The following is a 17,342-nucleotide window of genomic DNA, read 5'->3' as shown; positions in this document are numbered from 1 at the left end:
TTTGCCTTGGTCATCCCGACTGATCGGGCTAGAATGCTCGCCCCCTAAAATGATGGCTGCCGACTCGCATGCACATTCAGTTGAACGGTGAACCCTACGAAGTGCCCGATGGCGAAACCGTCGCGGCGCTGCTGACACGTCTTGAGCTGGTCGGACGTCGAATTGCGGTTGAACTCAATCTGGATATCGTCCCGCGCAGCCAGCATGTGTCCACGGCCCTGCGCGATGGCGATCAGGTTGAAGTGGTCCACGCAATCGGTGGCGGCTAGGTCGCCTCTGTCAGTCCAGACAACTGCAAAAACCTCAATCACACAGAGGATTTCCGATGAGCAACGTTCGTAGCGACAAGCCCTTCATCGTGGCCGGTCGGACTTTCCAGTCGCGCCTGCTGGTTGGCACCGGCAAGTACAAGGACATGGAAGAAACCCGTCTGGCCATCGAAGCCTCGGGTGCAGAGATCGTCACGGTGGCCGTGCGCCGGACCAACCTGGGCCAGAATCCCAACGAGCCGAACCTGCTCGACATCCTGCCCCCAGATCGCTACACCATCCTGCCGAACACCGCAGGCTGCTACGACGCTATCGAAGCCGTGCGCACCTGCCGCCTGGCCCGTGAACTGCTCGACGGCCACAACCTGGTCAAACTCGAAGTTCTGGCTGATCAGAAGACCTTGTTCCCCAACGTGATTGAAACCCTCAAGGCCGCCGAAACGCTGGTCAAGGATGGTTTCGACGTGATGGTTTACACCAGCGATGACCCGATCATTGCCCGCCAGCTGGCCGAAATTGGCTGCTGCGCGATCATGCCGCTGGCCGGCCTGATCGGTACAGGCCTGGGTATCTGCAACCCGTACAACCTGCGCATCATTCTTGAGGAATCGAAAGTCCCGGTGCTGGTCGATGCCGGTGTCGGTACTGCGTCTGACGCCACCATCGCCATGGAATTGGGCTGCGAAGCGGTGCTGATGAACTCGGCGATCGCTAATGCGCAACAGCCGATCCTGATGGCGCAAGCCATGAAACACGCCATTCTGGCTGGCCGCATGGCATACCTTGCCGGGCGCATGCCGAAAAAACTCTATGCCAGCGCGTCCTCGCCGCTGGATGGTCTGATCAAGTAAGAGCCCGTTGATGATTGACTCACAAACGCCTGACCCGCTTCCCGAAGACGACGTGATGAACGAAGAAGACGGTAAAACGCCGAGCGACACGCGCGAGCATCGCCGTATCAAAAGCTTCGTGATGCGCGCCGGTCGCATGACCGAAGGCCAGCAGCGCGGCCTGGATCAAGGCACGCCGCTGTTCGTCCTGCCGCTGGCCGATGCGCCGGTCGACTTCGATCAGGTGTTTGGTCGCTCGGCACCGCGCACGCTGGAAATCGGCTTCGGTATGGGCCATTCGCTGCTGGAGATGGCAGCTGCTGCACCCGAGCACGACTTCATCGGCGTGGAAGTGCATCGTCCGGGCGTCGGCGCATTGCTTAACGGTGTGCTGACGCAAAGTCTGACCAACCTGCGGGTCTACGATTGCGATGCGATTGAAGTGCTCAACCGCTGCATCGCGGACAACAGCCTTGATCGCCTGATGCTGTTCTTCCCGGACCCGTGGCACAAGTCGCGCCATCACAAGCGCCGCATCGTGCAGGCCGAGTTCGCCGAACTTGTGCGCAGCAAACTCAAACCCGGCGGCGTGCTGCACATGGCGACCGACTGGGAACCGTACGCTGAGTACATGCTGGAAGTGATGAACGTTGCGCCGGGTTACCGCAACCTGGCCGAAGACGGCAAATGCGTGCCGCGTCCTGCGGAGCGACCGATCACCAAATTCGAGCGTCGGGGCGAACGCCTCGGGCACGGAGTCTGGGATTTGAAGTTCGAAAAAATCGCCTGATGGCCGTTCCTTTCGCGTCCTGTCATCGACTGGGCGCGAGGAGGACACTTCTGTCCGAATTTTCCTACCTGCTTTAGCGAGCTATCCCGATTTTTTAGCGCCGGTGTCTGGCGTTTTATCTGCGGCCATTCCCTTAGCCTCTCGCGGTTGCATATTTTCAACCAAACGAGAGAGTCTGAAAGATGAAAAAACTATTGGGTTTGGCGTCGCTTGCGGCCTTGATTGCCGTCACCAGCGGCTGCGTCAGTTACAACGCTAGCCAGCCAGCGGTGCCGCTGTCGGGCGAAGTCAAAACTGACCTCAAAGCAGATGTGAAAGTCGGTGAGACGATCAGCGGAGAGTCTTCCACCAACGTACTGTTCGGCTGGCTGAACATCGGTGGCGACAATCAGTTTGCCGATGGCGTCAGCTATGGCGGCGCAGGCGGTTCCGCGATGGGTCTGCCTTTCCCGGACCCAGTCGCCAATGCTAAAGCGGCTGCCGCTTACAAGGCTGTCAAGTCGTCAGGCGCTGACCTGATCGTCGCCCCTCGTTACGAAGTCACCGTCAATGACTACTTCATCTTCAAGCAAGTGAACGTGAAAGTGACCGGCAACAAAGGCAGCATCCAAAGCATCCGCTGACAGGTGCGCAACAAGAAGGGGAAGCTTAGGCTTCCCCTTTTTTGTGCAGAACCCGAGGTCCCTATAGGAGCGAATTTATTCGCGATAGGCCCGCATGGCTAACAGACCTTCATCGCGCGAGCCACCGATTCGCGAATGAATTCGCTCCTACAGGAACCGGATCTTCGGGCGCCCTATCACTTACGATCCGCGACCACCCCGATCAACACCAGCACCACCAACAGCACGGGCGCCAGGCTGTAGTTGTTGAACTGGCTGAGGCCGCGCACCACCCACGGCGTGGCGTAGATCAGCGCGGCGCCGCTGCCGATGGTGCAGAGCAGCGCCATGACCGGGATGCGCAGTGCGCCAGCGAAGCTGCTCAGACGGCCTTCGATCCAGCCTTTAATGTCCGCGCCAAACAGAACCAACAGACAGCCCACCAGCGCCAGCGCGATTTCGGAAAGATTGCTGCGGCTCCAGCGCGAGACGTTGGCAAGCAGGTCGAGAATGAAGTCCATGGAGTGTCCTTAGGGAGGCCTTAAATGAGGAAGTATTGCAGCAGATCATTGAGGAACAGCTGGCCGTGGGCCGTGGCCACCAGGCGCGTTGGGTCGGCCACCAGCAAGCCTCGTTGTTCAGCCTGCTGCCGAGCGCTGGCCAGCAAATCAACGTTTAAACCTGTGCGCTGTTGAAACAACGCAGCGTCCACCCCTTGAGTCAGGCGCAGTGCATTCATCAGAAATTCAAAAGGCATCTCGTCAGCGCTGAGGGCTTTTTCTCCAGCCTGGAACGGCTTTGCCGGATTGAGGTAATCCTTGGGTAGGCGCGTTTTCCAGGTGCGAATAATCTGCCCATCCGGATAGCTTAACTTGCCGTGAGCGCCAGCGCCGATGCCGATAAAGTCGCCAAAACTCCAGTAGTTCAGGTTGTGCCGCGCGGGTTTACCTGGCTGTGCATAAGCTGACACTTCGTATTGCCCGTAGCCGTTTTCTGCAAGTAACGTCTGACCTGCTTCTTGGATGTCCCACAGCGTGTCGTCTTCTGGCAGCGTTGGCGGCTGATTCCAGAACACCGTGTTCGGCTCAAGCGTCAGCTGATACCAGGACAAGTGCGTCGGCGCCAAGGCGATGGCCTGACGCAAATCGCTCAATGCGTCCTCTTGCGACTGATCAGGCAAACCGTGCATCAAGTCCAGATTGAAGTTATCGAACCCGGCCAGACGCGCCATATCGGCGGCGCGCACCGCTTCATCACCGTTATGGATACGGCCGAGCGCCTTGAGTTTGGATTCCTGAAAACTCTGGATGCCAATCGACAGTCGATTGATGCCCAGTCCTCGGTAGGCGCTGAACTTAGCCTGCTCGAACGTTCCAGGATTGGCTTCCAGGGTGATTTCGATGTCCGGTGCGAAACGAATCCGCTGTTCCACGCCTTTGAGCAGGCGTCCCAGGGAATCGGCGCTGAACAGGCTGGGCGTGCCGCCACCGAAGAAGATCGAGGCCAGTTCGCGGCCATAGACATGGCGCAAGTCCTGATCAAGGTCGGCCAGCAGCGCATCGACGTATTCATCTTCCGGCAGGACGGGACTTGCAGTGTGCGAGTTGAAGTCGCAATAGGGGCATTTGCGCACGCACCACGGGATATGGATGTATAGCGACAGTGGAGGCAGTTGCGGCAGCCCGGCGCGTGGTGCTTCGGACGAAAATCCGGCCTCGCCGAGAAACAGAGGCCGTGCAGTGGAATCCTGTGTCATTGCAAGCCCAGGCGCTGCCGCAGAATGGCCATGGCGCGGGCGCGATGGCTAAGCAGATTCTTCCCGGCCGGGCTCAGTTCAGCGCTCGAACAATCGCGCTCAGGGACCCAGAACAGCGGGTCATACCCAAAGCCATGCTCGCCGCGAGCCGCGCGCAGAATGCGACCTGCCCACAAGCCTTCGCACAGAATCGGCAGAGGATCGTCGGCATGCCTCACCAGTGCCAGCACGCAGACAAACTGCGCACCGCGCTGAGCGTCCGGTACGTCTTTCAACGCGCCCAGCAGCTTGGCGTTATTGGCAGCATCGCCCTGACCGTCTGCGTAACGGGCGGAATAAATCCCTGGCGCGCCGCCGAGGAAATCCACCGCCAGCCCCGAATCGTCCGCCAGCGACGGCAAGCCGGAGATGCGCGCTGCATTGCGCGCTTTCAAGATGGCGTTCTCGACGAACGACAGACCGGTCTCTTCCGGCTCCACGCCGCTGAACTCGCCGATTGAGCGCAACTGCACGCTGGCGCCAAGCATAGCCTGGAGTTCTTTGAGTTTGCCGGCGTTGTGGCTGGCCAATACGAGCTGGGTGAGTTTCATCATTCGTCCGAAAATATTTCCTGGTTGAAGCTGAACGCGTATGCGTCGCCGTCGCCTGCTTTCACGTTGACCGTGAAGGTGTAAATCGCCGAAGAACCAGGGTCCACCGCGAACTCCGCGAGGTAATTGACCGAGCCACCGATGTTGCTTTGCCTGAACGTCAACGGTTTGGACCGTCCGGTGAGGTCTTTTACTGACCCGGTGACGTTGGCGGAAACGGTCTTGCCATCCTTGATCGCTGCAATGTTAAGCACGCCCTGGCTCTTGCTGCGTATGACTCCGACCTCTTGGGCGATGGACGGTTGCAGAAAGCTTGAAGCGAAGGCGTTGTAGTGAACGGTCAGGTCGCCAAATTGCTCTTGCCGCTCCGGCCTGGCGTTATCGGCGGCCATGGACGGCGCGCAGACAAAGAGTGCCAAGAGGGTACAAAACAGCGCAGTCAGACGACACATGATCGTTCTCCTTATTGTTCTGGGTGGTGCTATCGCGGGTCAGATCGCGATCTGGTGGTCCTGCAAGCCAGGGCTGCTGACCCGGTAAATGCCAATCTCACCCAACAGGTTAGGCCATAGCTTGCTCGCCCAGCCATGCCGATGCTGCTGATCGACCGCCAGCCGATCAATGACCTTCGCTTCGCGGCCACGGCACAGCGCTTCGAAGTCGGCAAACGTACAAAAGTGGATGTTGGGCGTGTTGTACCAGGTGTAGGGCAGGAAGTCGGACACCGGCATCCGGCCTTTGCTCGCCAGATACCAACGGCAGCGCCAGTGACCGAAGTTAGGGAAGGTAATGATGCACTGGCGGCCGACGCGCAGCATTTCGTCGAGAATCCGGTCCGGGTAATGCACCGCTTGCAACGCCTGGGTCATCACCACCACGTCGAAGCTGTTGCTGGCAAAGTTGCCCAGGCCCTTGTCCAGATCCTGTTCGATGACGTTGACGCCCTTGGCCACGCAGCGCGCAATGTTGTCGGCGTCGTTTTCCAGGCCGTATCCGGTCACTTGTTTGTTGTCCCGCAGCCAGGCGAGCAGTTCGCCGTCGCCACAACCGAGGTCGAGCACCCGGCTGCCGGCAGGTATCCAGTCTTGGATGATGTCCAGGTCGGCTCTCATGTGTCCTCAGATCTCAATTCGGTTCATGTAGCTGGAGAACGCCTGCAAGTAGCGCGGGATAGGAATCAGGAAGGCGTCGTGGCCTTGTGGTGCGTCGATTTCCAGGTAGCAGACGTCTTTTTTTGCCGCCATCAGCGCGTCGACCAATTCCCGCGAGCGCGCTGGCGAGAAGCGCCAGTCGGTGGTGAACGAGATCACACAGAACTTGGAGGTGGCGTTGCCGAAGGTCGCGGCCAGGTCGTCGTTGAAGTTGGCTGCGGGGTCGAAGTAATCCAGCGCTTTGGTCATCAACAGGTAAGTGTTGGCATCAAAGCGACCGGAAAACTCTTCGCCTTGATAGCGCAGGTAGCTTTCAACCTGAAACTCGACGCTGTGGAAGTCGTAGTTGAGCTTTTCGCTCTTGAGGCCGCGACCGAATTTCTCGCCCATGGAATCGTCGGACAGGTAGGTGATGTGCCCGACCATGCGCGCCAGCATCAGGCCGCGCTTGGGGATCACGCCGTGTTCCTGGAACGAGCCGCCGTGGAACTCCGGATCGGTAAGGATCGCCTGGCGCGCGACTTCGTTGAACGCGATGTTCTGCGCCGACAACTTGGGTGCCGAAGCGATAGCCAGGCAGTGGCGTACTCGATCTGGATAACTGATGGTCCACTGCAGCGCCTGCATGCCGCCAAGACTGCCGCCGACGATGGCCGCCCATTGCGCGATGCCCAGCCGGTCAGCCAGCAGCGCCTGGCTGTTGACCCAGTCTTCGACGGTCAGCACCGGGAAGTCGGCGCCGAAGGGTTTGCCGTTTTCCGGGTTAATGCTGCTCGGGCCTGTGGAGCCGTTACAGCCGCCCAGGTTGTTCAGGCTGACCACGAAGAAGCGATTGGTGTCGATGGGCTTGCCGGGGCCGATGCAGCTGTCCCACCAGCCAGGCTTGCGGTCTTCACTGCTGTGATAACCGGCGGCGTGGTGATGCCCGGACAAGGCGTGGCAGATCAACACGCCATTGCTGCGCGCGGCGTTGAGCGTGCCGTAGGTTTCGTAGATGAGGTCGTAGGCGGGCAGTGAGCGGCCACAGGCCAGAGCCAAGGGCTCGCTGAAATGCGCCATTTGCGGCGTGACTAGACCGACAGAATCTTCGGGAAAGACCGTGGACATCGACCCTGCTCTCGTTAAATGAGGCGTAAGTCTAAAGACCGCGGGGGGTAGCGGCAACAAGCATGGTCATTGCACGGGTTTTTGCGGAAAATTGCTCCTCGTCCAGAAGCCGCGCTGTTGCAGCGCAGGCACCGGTTTGTGGGAGGGAGCTTGCTCGCGATTCGATACCGGGCACTCAGGAGGCCTGACGAATACATTGCCCTCATCGCGAGCAAGCTCCCTCCCACAAAGCAGTCGCTGAATCTGTAGGAATGAGCTTGCCCGCGAAAGCTTTAGATCAACCGCCACAACTCCTGCGGCATGCCGGCGTAGGCAGCCAGTTGCGGCATCAGGTAGGACTGAACGACCTGAATCGCGAGGAAGGCGAAGATCGGCGAGATGTCCATGCCGCCCAGGTTTGGAATGATCCGGCGAAACGGCGCCAGGATCGGCTCGCTGATCTGGTAGGCCAGTTCGGCGGCGGGGTTATGGCTGCCCGGCGCGATCCAGGACACGATCACCATGATGATCATCGCCACCCAGAAGATCTTCAGCAGCAACGACGTCACGCCCAGGATCGACCAGATAAACAGGTGGGGAATATCGCCGATGGTGCCGTAGGTCATCATCAGCACAAACGCCATCAGCAGCGCCTGAATCACGATCGCCAACAACAGCGATGATGTATCAAGACCCAGCACGCTCGGGACGATCCGGCGAATGGGTTTGAGCAGCGGCTGCGTGGCACGCACCGCAAACTGGCTTAACGGGTTGTAGAAGTTGGCCTTGACCAGCTGCAGCACGAAGCGCAGCAGAACGATGGCGAGGTAAAGGCTGATCAGCGTCTGTACAACGAACACCGTGGCGCCAGTGAGTGCATTCATAGACTTCTCCTTATTTGCCCAGAACTTCGGCCATCTCGGCTGAACGGTGGGCGGCGGCGCTGAGGGCAGTTTCGACAATCGCTTCGAAACCGCTGGCCTGGAATGATTTGATCGCAGCTTCGGTGGTGCCCGCAGGCGACGTCACACGGCGGCGCAGTTCGGCAGCATCGACATCGCTGCCGGTTGCCATCAGTGCGGCACCGAGGGCGGTTTGCAGTGTGAATTTGGCCGCGACGTCTGCCGGCAAGCCAAGCTTCACGCCGGCAGCGGTCATGGCTTCGATCAGCAGAAAGAAATATGCCGGACCGCTTCCGGATACCGCAGTCACGGCGTCCAGTTGCTTCTCTTCGTCCAGCCACAGGGCGATGCCCACTGCCGATAGCAATTGCTCGGCCTGATCACGTTGCGCAACGCTGACCTCTTCGGTCGCATACAAGCCGCTCACACCTTGGCGCAGCAAGGCTGGTGTGTTGGGCATGCAGCGCACGATGGGTTGCTCGCCCAGCCAGGTTTTCATGCTGGCGCAGGTGATGCCCGCAGCAATCGAGACCATCAATTGATTGGGTTTGAGGTGGGGGCGCAAGGCTTCGCAGACGGCTTTCATCATCTGTGGCTTGACCGCCAACAGCACAACGTCGGCGTTTTCGATGGCTTGAGCGTTATCGGCGAAGACCTTGATGCCGTGCTCGGTCGAGACACGTTCGCGGGTTTCTTCGCCGGGATCGCTGGCGTGGATCAGATCAGGTTCGACGCCCTGGGCGCGCAGCCCGCCGATAAGGCTGGCGGCCATGTTGCCTGCGCCGATGAATGCGATGCGAGTCTTGCTCATGAACGAATTCCTGTAGGGCAAAGAGTTAGGGCTGACCGTAATCACGGGCGCCAAAAAGGGCAGTGCCGATCCGTACCCAGGTTGCGCCTTGTGCAATCGCGGCCTCCAGGTCGTGGCTCATGCCCATGGAAAGGGTGTCCAGTGGCAGCTTCAGCGAGTCCTGCAGCGCCTGTACTGCCGCAAAGGCTGCCTTCTGTTCGCTGATGTCGTCAGTGGGTTCGGGAATTGCCATCAAGCCCCGCAGTCTCAAATTAGGCAGCGCAGAGATCGCGTCCGCCAGAGCCGGTAAGTCCTGGGGCGTACAACCGGATTTGCTGGCCTCACCGCTGACGTTGACCTGGATGCAGATGTTAAGCGGCGGCAGTTCGGTGGGGCGTTGCTCGGACAGGCGTTGGGCAATTTTCAAGCGGTCCACGGAATGCACCCAGTCAAAGTGCTCGGCAATAGCGCGAGTCTTGTTCGATTGAATGGGGCCGATGAAATGCCAGATCAAGGGCAGGTCAGCCAATTCGAGCTGTTTGCTCAGGGCTTCCTGAAGGTAGTTCTCGCCGAAATCGCACAGACCGGCAGCGTGTGCCTGACGCAGGTCACTTGCCGGTTTGGTCTTGCTCACGGCGAGCAGGCCGACGGACGCCGGGTCGCGCTGCGATGCGCGTGCGGCTGCGTTAATTCGCTCACCGAGCGTTGAAATGTTCTCTGCTATCGTGGACATTGATTTGCGCCAGCAGGGCTAAAGTCTGCGGCATTCTATGTGATGAGGAGCTGTATGGATATTACCGAGCTGCTTGCCTTCAGTGCCAAGCAAGGCGCGTCGGACTTACACCTCTCGGCTGGCCTGCCGCCGATGATTCGGGTAGATGGCGACGTGCGGCGGATCAACCTGCCACCTCTGGACCAGAAGGCGGTTCAGGAGCTGATCTACGACATCATGAATGACAAGCAGCGCAAGGATTTCGAAGAGGATCTGGAAACCGACTTCTCCTTCGAAGTGCCCGGCGTTGCGCGGTTTCGGGTCAACGCTTTCAATCAGAATCGCGGGGCGGGTGCGGTCTTTCGAACGATTCCTTCCAAAGTCCTCAGCATGGAAGATCTGGGGATGGGAGAAGTGTTTCGCAAGATTACAGACGTACCCCGTGGCCTGGTACTGGTAACCGGTCCGACCGGTTCGGGCAAATCGACGACGCTGGCGGCGATGGTTGATTATCTGAACGCCAACAAGCATCACCACATCCTTACCATCGAAGACCCGATCGAATTTGTTCACGAATCCAAGAAGAGCCTGATCAACCAGCGCGAAGTACATCGCGACACACACGGCTTTGCTGAAGCACTGCGCTCGGCGCTGCGTGAAGACCCGGACGTGATTCTGGTGGGCGAGCTGCGAGACCTGGAAACGATCCGGCTTGCACTGACCGCTGCGGAAACCGGCCACTTGGTGTTCGGCACACTGCACACGACCTCAGCAGCGAAGAGTATTGACCGGATTGTCGATGTGTTTCCGGCTCAGGAAAAATCGATGATTCGTTCGATGCTGTCGGAATCGCTGCACGCCATCGTTTCACAGGCGCTGTTGAAAAAAGTCGGTGGCGGGCGAGTGGCGGCGCACGAAATCATGATCGGCACCTCGGCGATCCGAAACCTGATCCGTGAAGATAAGGTGGCGCAGATGTATTCGTCGATTCAAACGGGCGGGGCACTGGGCATGCAGACACTGGACATGTGCCTGAAGGATCTGGTGAGCAAAGGCATCATCACGCGGGAAAGCGCGCGGGAGAAAGCAAAAACGCCTGACAATTTCTAGTTGTCAGGCGTTTGAATTCTGTAGGCGCGAATTTATTCGCGAGGCAATTGACCGGTCTGACAAGGAGATGTCTTCTGGGCCGGCCCTTCGCGAATAAATTCGCTCCTACAGCTGTCTGGTGATCAACGCTGAGCCAGTCGCACTGTCGGCTTGTGCGACGAAGGCGGTTGCTTTGGCAGCACACGCTTGGCAACGACGTAATGGCTGTCCCAGTACGGTTTGTTCAGCGTATCAACCGTAACCGACTTGCCACGGCGGGGCGCATGCACGAACTGCCCGCCGCCCAGGTAAATGGCGACGTGATTGACCTGACGGCTCTTGATGTTGAAGAACAGCAAGTCACCTGGCTTCAAATCCTTGCGATCGACTTTCTGCCCGTGACCTTCGGCCATGGCGTTGGACGTACGCGGCAAATCGACTTCGCTCACGTCGTTAAATGCATATTTCACCAAACCGCTGCAGTCGAACCCTTTTGTTGGGCTGGTGCCGCCCCAACGATAAGGTGTACCGATCGCTTTCATGGCGCGGTTAACGACAGTGCTGCTTTGCTTGGTGTTACCCGGCGCCAGGCTGGCGAGGGCGACAGTATTCTTGGAAACCCGGTGGGAAGACGGACGATTGGACGTCTTGCCGTTTTTGCTTTTGCGCTTGGAGGTCGCCAGTGGTGCGGCGGTCTCATCCAGTGCAGCCATCGCGGCGCGTTGAGCGGCGATGTTGCGCGTTACTGTTTCCGAGGACTGCGTCTTGGCGGTGAAGCCATTGAAGCTCGCAGGTAACGGTTGCTCACGGTTGGTGGCGTGGGCGGCCAGTGGCATAAATAGGCAAATAGTTAGCCATGTCTTGAAAAATGGACGCATTAGGCAGGGCTCATATTGGTCAGCGCGCAACTTTATAACAGCTTTTTTTGTCAATTCAGACCCACTTGTCGAATCATTTACTGCCCGACGGGTCAGTTTTGACGTCAAAATTGTCACATCGCTGTGTGTATCCCCTTTAGTTACAAGGGTTTGCCGAATGCCTGAGAGGTTCCCGCCATACGTCGGAACGGGTCACAAAAGTCACAAACTTTACGCATATTTTTTTCTATCAGCACAAAAGAGGCTGCCGATGAATACCTATGAAGTGGACGTTCAGCGTCCTGATACGCACAGCAAAATCATGGGCTACGTGCTCTGGATTGTCGGGTTTACCGGCGCGCACCGTTTCTACTACGGCAAGCCGGTGACCGGTACGATCTGGTTTCTGACTCTAGGCGTATTCGGAATCGGCTGGTTGATCGATCTGTTTCTCATCCCGTCGATGGACCGCGAAGCGGACCTGCGTTTCAACGCGGGCACAACGGATTACAGCGTCGCCTGGATACTGCTGACATTTCTGGGTGTGTTTGGCGTACATCGGATGTACCAAGGCAAATGGATCACCGGGATCATCTATGCGCTGACAGGCGGGCTGTTCTTGATTGGCGTGCTTTATGACTTCTGGACGCTGAATGACCAGATTTCGATGAAAAACGCACGTCGCTGATTAGCCCCTAGCAAACCTGTAGGAGCGCGCTTGCCCGCGATTGCGCCAGCCCATCCAATATCGATGTTGCTGACACACTGCTTTCGCGGGCAAGCGCGCTCCTACAAGGGTTAGGCGGGAAGCTTCAGGCGGTGTAACTGATCCGCCCATCCACAAACGTGTATTTCACCGCGCTTGGCAGGCAATGCCCGAGGAAGGGGCAGTTTTCGCCCTTGGACAGCCACCGCTCACCCGCTACGGTTGAGGCTGCCGGGTCGAACAGCACCAGATCCGCAGGCGACCCTGCTGCCAGTCGTCCCGCTGGCAAGCGCAATGCTGCGGCGGGCCCGGCACTGAGTCGCGACAGCAGCGTCGGCAGATCCAGTAAACCATCTTCAACCAGCGTCATCGCCAGCGGCAGCAAAAGCTCGACCGTGCTCATGCCTGGCTCCGTCGCGCCGAAGGGCGCAAGCTTGGCATCACGCTCATGGGGCTGATGATGGCTGGAGATCGCTTGAATCACCCCTGACTTCACCCCTTCACGCAATGCATCGCGATCCGCACGGGTACGCAGCGGCGGTTGCACGTGATAGACGCTGGAGAAGTCGATCAGTGCTTCGTCCGTCAAAATCAACTGATACAACGCCACATCTGCTGTCACCGGCAAACCTCGCGCCTGGGCCTGAGCGATCAACTCCACGCCGCGCGCTGTCGTCAGCTGGCTGAAATGCGCACGCACGCCGCTTTGTTCCACCAGCAGCAGATCGCGGGCGAGCGCAACCGTTTCGGCGGTTTCCGGAATGCCTGCCAGGCCAAGGAATGCTGCCGTCGGGCCGTCGTGGGCCAGACCACCTTCGGCCAGATCGAAATCCTGGGAATTGAAGATGACTGTCAGGTCGAACGTCGCTGCGTATTCCAAAGCCCTGCACAGCGTGCGGTTGCTGCGAAAACTCACCAGGCCGTTGGTGAAGGCCACGCAGCCAGCATCGCGCAGCGCAATCAGCTCTGCCAATTGCTCGCCTTCCAGGCCCTTGCTCAGCGCACCGATGGGGAAGACTTTGCTGTGCCCGGCTTCCCGCGCGCGGTCGAGGATCAGCTCGGCCACTGCGGAGGTGTCCAGCACCGGCTTGGTTCGTGGTGGGCAGCACAGGCTGGTCACACCGCCCGCTGCGGCGGCGCGGGTTTCGCTGGCGATGCTGCCTTTGCGGCTGTAGCCAGGTTCGCGCAGCGAGACATTGAGATCCACCAGCCCAGGCGCAGCAATCAGGCCGTTGGCGTCGATGATCTGGGAAGGCTCGAAACCCGCAGGCGTCGCGCCAAAAGCCAGGATTTTTCCGGCTTCCAGGTGGATATCGGTGACTTGATCCAGACCGCTGACAGGGTCGATGACGCGAGCGCCGACGATACTGAACTTCACTGGGCGTTCTCCTGCTCGAACTGACGTTGCGCGGTCTGGCCGCTCATGGCCATGGACAATACGGCCATGCGCACGGCGATGCCGTAAGTGACTTGATTAAGGATGACCGAGTGCGCGCCGTCGGCGACCGCCGATTCAATCTCCACGCCGCGATTGATCGGGCCAGGGTGCATGACGATGGCATCAGGCTTGGCGCCGGCCAAGCGTGCGGTGGTCAGGCCGAACAAGCGGTAAAACTCGCCCTCGCTGGGCAACAGTCCCCCGGACATGCGCTCACGCTGCAGGCGCAACATGATCACTACGTCGACATCCTTCAGGCCTTCGGTCAGGTCGGTGTAGACCTTGACGCCGTATTGCTCGACGCCGACTGGCAGCAAGGTCTTGGGCGCGACCACGCGGATGTCAGGGCAGCCCAATGCCTTGAGCGCGATCATGTTCGAGCGCGCCACGCGCGAGTGCAGTATGTCGCCGACGATCGCCACCGAAAGGTTCTCGAAGCTGCCCTTGTGGCGGCGAATGGTTAGCATGTCGAGCATGCCCTGGGTCGGGTGCGCGTGACGCCCGTCGCCGCCGTTGATGATCGCCACCTGTGGGCAGACGTGTTCGGCGATGAAGTGCGCGGCGCCCGAATCGCCGTGGCGCACGACGAACATGTCGGCGGCCATGGCTTCGAGATTGCGCAGGGTGTCGAACAGCGTTTCGCCCTTGCTGGTCGATGAGGTCGACACGTTCAGGGTGATCACGTCCGCCGACAGCCGCTGAGCCGCCAGTTCGAAGGTGGTGCGGGTACGCGTCGAGTTCTCGAAGAACACGTTGCACACGGTCTTGCCGCGCAATAACGGGACTTTCTTCACGGCCCGCGCACCGACTTCCAGAAAAGAGTCGGCGGTGTCGAGGATTTCGGTGAGCAGCTCGCGGGGCAAACCGTCGAGCGAGAGGAAATGCTGCAGCTGACCCTGATGGTTGAGCTGCAGCGGGCGCTTGGCGTCGAGAGGCGTCATCGCAAGGGACTCGTGTTAGAGGGCGGCGGATTCGGTAGAAAGGTCTTGCAGCTCAAGCGTCAGCGGCGTCGGGCCTGACAGCTTTACGCGCTCGTTGGGCGCCAGCGACAGGGTCGCGCCGACTACGTTGGGACGGATCGGCAGCTCGCCAGCGTCCAGATCCAGCAGCGACACCAGTGTCACGCTGGCCGGGCGGCCGTAATCGAACAGCTCGTTGAGCGCGGCGCGAATGGTGCGGCCACTCATTAATACGTCATCGACCAGAATCAAATGCTGGCCTTCGATCTCGAACGGCAGCTCCGAAGGGCGCACTTGCGGGTGCAGGCCGTTCTGGCTGAAGTCATCGCGGTAGAACGAAACATCCAGCGTGCCGAGGGCGGAATCGTTGCCCAGCGCCTCTTGCAGCGCTTGCGCAACCCAAATGCCGCCGGTGCGAATGCCGATGAAGCGGGGCTCGCTGATGTCGCGTTTTTTCAAATGGGCCGCAAGATCGGTCGCCATCTGGCTGATCAGGTCGGCGGGGTTCGGCAGGCTCATGGTGGCTCCTTCAGGTGCCCGAGGGCGTTCGCGTGAACGCTCGGGTCAAAAACTCGAATTCGGTAGGGCGCAAACGTCAGACGTTGAACAAAGCGGTATTGGCTTCCAGCCAGCCCTGCAACAGCAGTGCAGCGGCAATGGCGTCCACCGGGTTATCCCGATAACTGCCGCGCTGACCGCCACGGGCCATGCGTTCGCCCTTGGCCTCAAAGGTGGTCAGGCGTTCGTCGTGGGTATACACCGGCAGGTTGAAACGGCCGTTGAGCTTGCGCGAGAACTTTTCGGCCCGGGCGCTCATGTCGCTGGGTGTGCCGTCCATGTTCAGGGGCAGGCCGACGACGATGGCGTCCGGCTTCCACTCGGTGATCAGTGCCTGCACTTTGTCCCAGTCAGGAACGCCGTTCTGCGCTTTGAGTGTGCACAGCTCGCGGGCCTGGCCGGTGATCACCTGGCCGACCGCGACGCCGATCTGTTTAGTGCCGTAGTCGAAACCCAGTAGCAGTCGCATTCCGGCCATCAGGCGTGGCCCGCTTGGCTGGTGAGTAGATTCAGGTTGATGCCGAGCTTGGCGGCCGCAGCGTCGAGGCGCAGTTCGCTGTCGACGTCAAACAGGATGGCCGGGTCGAACGCGCAGTTGAGCCAGGCGTTGGCGGCGAATTCGGCTTCCAGTTGGCCGGCGTCCCAGCCTGCGTAGCCCAGGGTGATCAAATTTTGATCAGGGCCGTAGCCGTCGGCAATAGAGAACAGCACATCTTGGGAAGTGGACAACGCAACGCCGCCCAAATCGACCGTGGCTTGAAACACCGGCCCCGGCGGGTGCAGAACAAAGCCGCGATCAGTCTGGACCGGTCCGCCAACGTGAATGGGGATGTGCTGGCAACGTACGGGGGGCGGCAGCTCCGGTCGCAGCTGCTCAAGAATGTCCGCCAAAGACAGGCTCTGCGGGCGATTGATCACCAGTCCCATGGCGCCATCGGCGTTGTGCTCGACGATGTAGGTCAAGGTCTGCGCGAAGTGCTGATCGTGCATGTGCGGCATGGCGATCAGGAACTGATGCTTGAGGTAAGAGGCAGGGACGTTTTTCATGAGCCCTAGTGTGGCGCCGTGGGGCAGTTGTGACAACTGGCAGATCCAACAGGTTTGCGTAATTGGGTCGGGGTTTGACTGTAGGAGCGCGCTTGCCCGCGATTGAGGTGTGTCAGACACGAATACGTAACGGACAAACCGCAATCGCGGGCAAGCGCGCTCCTACAGGGTTCATCAATTGCTAATTACTGGACAGCTTATCCCCGCGCGCAAACTTCCAGGTGCGGATGATCTCCAGGCGATCGATGTCGGCCAGATCACCGGTAAACGGCGAAAAAGGTGCTGCCAGTCGCACGATCTTCTGCGCGGCCTGATCCAGCAACGGCTGGCCGGATGATTCCAGGACCAGCACTTCGTACAGCGAGCCGTCGCGATTGATCGAGACCATCATCCGCAAACTGCCATAAATCTGTTTGCGCCGGGCTTCTTCGGGGTAATTGAGGTTGCCCACGCGCTCGATCTTCTTGCGCCAGTCCTCTTTGTACCAAGCGCCCTTGTCCTTCATGGTCGACGCCGCGCTCAAACGATGGATTTTGGGACGCTTGGCGTAGGCCTGCTGCTCGTTTGAGAGTTCGGCTTCGAGGCTGGCGATTTCGCTGTTTAGCTGGGTGCTGTCGAAGGTCGGGGCGACTTTCTTGGGTTCTTCGGGTTTGACCTCTTCGCGCTTGGCGACGGTCTTTTCCTTGGCCGCAGCCTTGGTGGCGACGGCAGTCTTCGGCGCTTCCTGCTTGACCACCGGTTTGGCGGAAGGAGGCGGCGTGACCTTATTGATCTGGGTGTCCTGGTACTGCGCGATTTCCGTGACCTTGGGCACGGCCTTCTTGTCGAGCGTGCCGCTGCCTTGCTGGTTTTCCTGCGCGAGGAAGTCAGCGTCCTTGGGTTTGGTGTCGCTTTTGAAGGGTGCGAGGGTGATTTCGAGGGTCTGGCTGATGGTTTCAGGTTTTACGTACGTGAAGCCCACGCCAAGGATCAGCGCCAGGTGCACCAGCGCTGCAATGAGCAGGGTAAAACCCAGACGATCAGCCGGACGCACGCCGGTTCGAACCAGATCCATGGGCAGATCATTGTCGACCACAGCGTTCATTGGCGATCCGGGATCACAAAAGCCAGCATTGCAAAACCAACCTCAGGCGTGTTTCAGGCCGCGCATGATAACGCACTGTTTGCCGGTATCAGGGCTTTGATGTGGACAGATCGATTAGTGGAGATT

The 17,342-nt window shown here is 59.4% G+C and carries 22 protein-coding genes; 6 read left to right on the top strand and 16 right to left on the bottom strand.

Going from position 1 to position 17,342, the window contains the following annotated elements:
• Positions 1-68: 68 nt before the first annotated feature.
• From thiS to ACWKV9_RS16570, 4 genes are all read left to right on the top strand, one after another.
• Positions 69-269 (top strand): sulfur carrier protein ThiS, encoded by a 201-nt coding sequence (thiS, locus tag ACWKV9_RS16585; RefSeq protein WP_483837216.1) that lies wholly within the window; start codon positions 69-71, stop codon positions 267-269.
• 56 nt (positions 270-325) lie between these two features.
• Positions 326-1,120 carry a thiazole synthase gene (locus ACWKV9_RS16580; protein ID WP_483837215.1) on the top strand — a complete coding sequence of 265 codons (795 nt, stop codon included), beginning with the start codon at positions 326-328 and terminating at the stop codon, positions 1,118-1,120.
• A gap of 55 nt (positions 1,121-1,175) precedes the next feature.
• A complete protein-coding gene (gene trmB, locus ACWKV9_RS16575) occupies positions 1,176-1,889 on the top strand; it encodes a tRNA (guanosine(46)-N7)-methyltransferase TrmB (RefSeq protein ID WP_483837328.1) in 714 nt (237 codons plus the stop codon).
• Positions 1,890-2,071: 182 nt separating this feature from the next.
• Positions 2,072-2,512, top strand: coding sequence for a hypothetical protein (locus ACWKV9_RS16570; protein WP_483837214.1), 441 nt, complete (start codon positions 2,072-2,074; stop codon positions 2,510-2,512).
• Positions 2,513-2,688: 176 nt separating this feature from the next.
• On the opposite strand, the gene ACWKV9_RS16565 is transcribed toward ACWKV9_RS16570, so the two are convergent.
• From ACWKV9_RS16565 to ACWKV9_RS16525, 9 genes are all read right to left on the bottom strand, one after another.
• Complete coding sequence (locus ACWKV9_RS16565) at positions 2,689-3,012, bottom strand: DUF3392 domain-containing protein (RefSeq protein WP_483837213.1); 324 nt, start codon at positions 3,010-3,012, stop codon at positions 2,689-2,691.
• A 20-nt stretch (positions 3,013-3,032) separates the two neighbouring features.
• Positions 3,033-4,247 carry a radical SAM family heme chaperone HemW gene (gene hemW / locus ACWKV9_RS16560; RefSeq protein WP_483837212.1) on the bottom strand — a complete coding sequence of 405 codons (1,215 nt, stop codon included), beginning with the start codon at positions 4,245-4,247 and terminating at the stop codon, positions 3,033-3,035.
• Complete coding sequence (gene rdgB, locus ACWKV9_RS16555; protein ID WP_483837211.1) at positions 4,244-4,840, bottom strand: RdgB/HAM1 family non-canonical purine NTP pyrophosphatase; 597 nt, start codon at positions 4,838-4,840, stop codon at positions 4,244-4,246. Before rdgB ends, hemW begins: the two co-directional genes overlap by 4 nt.
• Positions 4,837-5,289, bottom strand: a complete 453-nt coding sequence (locus ACWKV9_RS16550) for a DUF4426 domain-containing protein (protein WP_483837210.1) — start codon at positions 5,287-5,289, stop codon at positions 4,837-4,839. Before ACWKV9_RS16550 ends, rdgB begins: the two co-directional genes overlap by 4 nt.
• 39 nt (positions 5,290-5,328) lie before the next feature.
• The gene (gene metW / locus ACWKV9_RS16545; protein ID WP_483837209.1) at positions 5,329-5,949 is read right to left on the bottom strand and encodes a methionine biosynthesis protein MetW; all 621 of its coding nucleotides are present in this window, start codon (positions 5,947-5,949) and stop codon (positions 5,329-5,331) included.
• Positions 5,950-5,955: 6 nt separating this feature from the next.
• The gene (gene metX, locus ACWKV9_RS16540; RefSeq protein ID WP_483837208.1) at positions 5,956-7,095 is read right to left on the bottom strand and encodes a homoserine O-succinyltransferase MetX; all 1,140 of its coding nucleotides are present in this window, start codon (positions 7,093-7,095) and stop codon (positions 5,956-5,958) included.
• A 272-nt stretch (positions 7,096-7,367) separates the two neighbouring features.
• Positions 7,368-7,958: a YggT family protein gene (locus ACWKV9_RS16535; protein WP_483837207.1), complete on the bottom strand. Its 591-nt coding sequence runs from the start codon at positions 7,956-7,958 to the stop codon at positions 7,368-7,370.
• A gap of 10 nt (positions 7,959-7,968) precedes the next feature.
• Positions 7,969-8,787 carry a pyrroline-5-carboxylate reductase gene (gene proC, locus ACWKV9_RS16530; protein WP_483837206.1) on the bottom strand — a complete coding sequence of 273 codons (819 nt, stop codon included), beginning with the start codon at positions 8,785-8,787 and terminating at the stop codon, positions 7,969-7,971.
• 25 nt (positions 8,788-8,812) lie between these two features.
• Positions 8,813-9,499, bottom strand: coding sequence for a YggS family pyridoxal phosphate-dependent enzyme (locus ACWKV9_RS16525; RefSeq protein WP_483837205.1), 687 nt, complete (start codon positions 9,497-9,499; stop codon positions 8,813-8,815).
• Positions 9,500-9,553: 54 nt separating this feature from the next.
• On the opposite strand from ACWKV9_RS16525, the gene ACWKV9_RS16520 reads away from it, so the two are divergent.
• Entirely contained in the window at positions 9,554-10,588 is a 1,035-nt protein-coding gene (locus tag ACWKV9_RS16520; protein ID WP_483837204.1) for a type IV pilus twitching motility protein PilT, read from the top strand.
• Between the two features lie 122 nt (positions 10,589-10,710).
• On the opposite strand, the gene ACWKV9_RS16515 is transcribed toward ACWKV9_RS16520, so the two are convergent.
• Complete coding sequence (locus ACWKV9_RS16515) at positions 10,711-11,445, bottom strand: C40 family peptidase (protein ID WP_483837203.1); 735 nt, start codon at positions 11,443-11,445, stop codon at positions 10,711-10,713.
• Positions 11,446-11,695: 250 nt separating this feature from the next.
• On the opposite strand from ACWKV9_RS16515, the gene ACWKV9_RS16510 reads away from it, so the two are divergent.
• The gene (locus tag ACWKV9_RS16510; protein ID WP_483837202.1) at positions 11,696-12,112 is read left to right on the top strand and encodes an NINE protein; all 417 of its coding nucleotides are present in this window, start codon (positions 11,696-11,698) and stop codon (positions 12,110-12,112) included.
• A gap of 124 nt (positions 12,113-12,236) precedes the next feature.
• On the opposite strand, the gene ACWKV9_RS16505 is transcribed toward ACWKV9_RS16510, so the two are convergent.
• The 6 genes from ACWKV9_RS16505 to ACWKV9_RS16480 form a co-directional block, all read right to left on the bottom strand.
• The gene (locus ACWKV9_RS16505) at positions 12,237-13,508 is read right to left on the bottom strand and encodes a dihydroorotase (RefSeq protein WP_483837201.1); all 1,272 of its coding nucleotides are present in this window, start codon (positions 13,506-13,508) and stop codon (positions 12,237-12,239) included.
• A complete protein-coding gene (locus tag ACWKV9_RS16500) occupies positions 13,505-14,509 on the bottom strand; it encodes an aspartate carbamoyltransferase catalytic subunit (protein ID WP_483837200.1) in 1,005 nt (334 codons plus the stop codon). The genes ACWKV9_RS16505 and ACWKV9_RS16500 overlap by 4 nt, the downstream gene beginning before the upstream one ends.
• 15 nt (positions 14,510-14,524) lie before the next feature.
• Complete coding sequence (gene pyrR / locus ACWKV9_RS16495; protein WP_483837199.1) at positions 14,525-15,046, bottom strand: bifunctional pyr operon transcriptional regulator/uracil phosphoribosyltransferase PyrR; 522 nt, start codon at positions 15,044-15,046, stop codon at positions 14,525-14,527.
• Between the two features lie 76 nt (positions 15,047-15,122).
• Entirely contained in the window at positions 15,123-15,563 is a 441-nt protein-coding gene (ruvX, locus tag ACWKV9_RS16490; protein ID WP_268798445.1) for a Holliday junction resolvase RuvX, read from the bottom strand.
• Positions 15,563-16,132 carry a YqgE/AlgH family protein gene (locus tag ACWKV9_RS16485; RefSeq protein ID WP_483837198.1) on the bottom strand — a complete coding sequence of 190 codons (570 nt, stop codon included), beginning with the start codon at positions 16,130-16,132 and terminating at the stop codon, positions 15,563-15,565. Before ACWKV9_RS16485 ends, ruvX begins: the two co-directional genes overlap by 1 nt.
• A 181-nt stretch (positions 16,133-16,313) precedes the next feature.
• Positions 16,314-17,216, bottom strand: a complete 903-nt coding sequence (locus ACWKV9_RS16480; protein ID WP_483837197.1) for an energy transducer TonB — start codon at positions 17,214-17,216, stop codon at positions 16,314-16,316.
• Positions 17,217-17,342 lie beyond the last annotated feature (126 nt).

The organism is Pseudomonas corni, from assembly GCF_057128765.1.
The sequence above is the reverse complement of the archived record's forward strand: the minus strand, read 5'-3'. Positions and strand labels throughout refer to the sequence as shown.

Bases quoted from the DNA above. Each gene is read 5' to 3' on its own strand.
- ACWKV9_RS16520 (WP_483837204.1), top strand. From the start codon at position 9,554: ATGGATATTACCGAGCTGCTTGCCTTCAGTGCCAAGCAAGGCGCGTCG.
- ACWKV9_RS16550 (WP_483837210.1), bottom strand. From the start codon at position 5,289: ATGTGTCGTCTGACTGCGCTGTTTTGTACCCTCTTGGCACTCTTTGTC.
- ACWKV9_RS16510 (WP_483837202.1), top strand. From the start codon at position 11,696: ATGAATACCTATGAAGTGGACGTTCAGCGTCCTGATACGCACAGCAAA.
- pyrR (WP_483837199.1), bottom strand. From the start codon at position 15,046: ATGAGCCTGCCGAACCCCGCCGACCTGATCAGCCAGATGGCGACCGAT.
- ACWKV9_RS16480 (WP_483837197.1), bottom strand. From the start codon at position 17,216: ATGAACGCTGTGGTCGACAATGATCTGCCCATGGATCTGGTTCGAACC.
- ACWKV9_RS16535 (WP_483837207.1), bottom strand. From the start codon at position 7,958: ATGAATGCACTCACTGGCGCCACGGTGTTCGTTGTACAGACGCTGATC.
- ACWKV9_RS16525 (WP_483837205.1), bottom strand. From the start codon at position 9,499: ATGTCCACGATAGCAGAGAACATTTCAACGCTCGGTGAGCGAATTAAC.
- ACWKV9_RS16565 (WP_483837213.1), bottom strand. From the start codon at position 3,012: ATGGACTTCATTCTCGACCTGCTTGCCAACGTCTCGCGCTGGAGCCGC.
- ruvX (WP_268798445.1), bottom strand. From the start codon at position 15,563: ATGGCCGGAATGCGACTGCTACTGGGTTTCGACTACGGCACTAAACAG.
- rdgB (WP_483837211.1), bottom strand. From the start codon at position 4,840: ATGATGAAACTCACCCAGCTCGTATTGGCCAGCCACAACGCCGGCAAA.
- thiS (WP_483837216.1), top strand. From the start codon at position 69: ATGCACATTCAGTTGAACGGTGAACCCTACGAAGTGCCCGATGGCGAA.
- metW (WP_483837209.1), bottom strand. From the start codon at position 5,949: ATGAGAGCCGACCTGGACATCATCCAAGACTGGATACCTGCCGGCAGC.
- proC (WP_483837206.1), bottom strand. From the start codon at position 8,787: ATGAGCAAGACTCGCATCGCATTCATCGGCGCAGGCAACATGGCCGCC.
- ACWKV9_RS16570 (WP_483837214.1), top strand. From the start codon at position 2,072: ATGAAAAAACTATTGGGTTTGGCGTCGCTTGCGGCCTTGATTGCCGTC.
- ACWKV9_RS16485 (WP_483837198.1), bottom strand. From the start codon at position 16,132: ATGAAAAACGTCCCTGCCTCTTACCTCAAGCATCAGTTCCTGATCGCC.
- ACWKV9_RS16580 (WP_483837215.1), top strand. From the start codon at position 326: ATGAGCAACGTTCGTAGCGACAAGCCCTTCATCGTGGCCGGTCGGACT.
- ACWKV9_RS16500 (WP_483837200.1), bottom strand. From the start codon at position 14,509: ATGACGCCTCTCGACGCCAAGCGCCCGCTGCAGCTCAACCATCAGGGT.
- metX (WP_483837208.1), bottom strand. From the start codon at position 7,095: ATGTCCACGGTCTTTCCCGAAGATTCTGTCGGTCTAGTCACGCCGCAA.
- ACWKV9_RS16515 (WP_483837203.1), bottom strand. From the start codon at position 11,445: ATGCGTCCATTTTTCAAGACATGGCTAACTATTTGCCTATTTATGCCA.
- trmB (WP_483837328.1), top strand. From the start codon at position 1,176: ATGAACGAAGAAGACGGTAAAACGCCGAGCGACACGCGCGAGCATCGC.
- hemW (WP_483837212.1), bottom strand. From the start codon at position 4,247: ATGACACAGGATTCCACTGCACGGCCTCTGTTTCTCGGCGAGGCCGGA.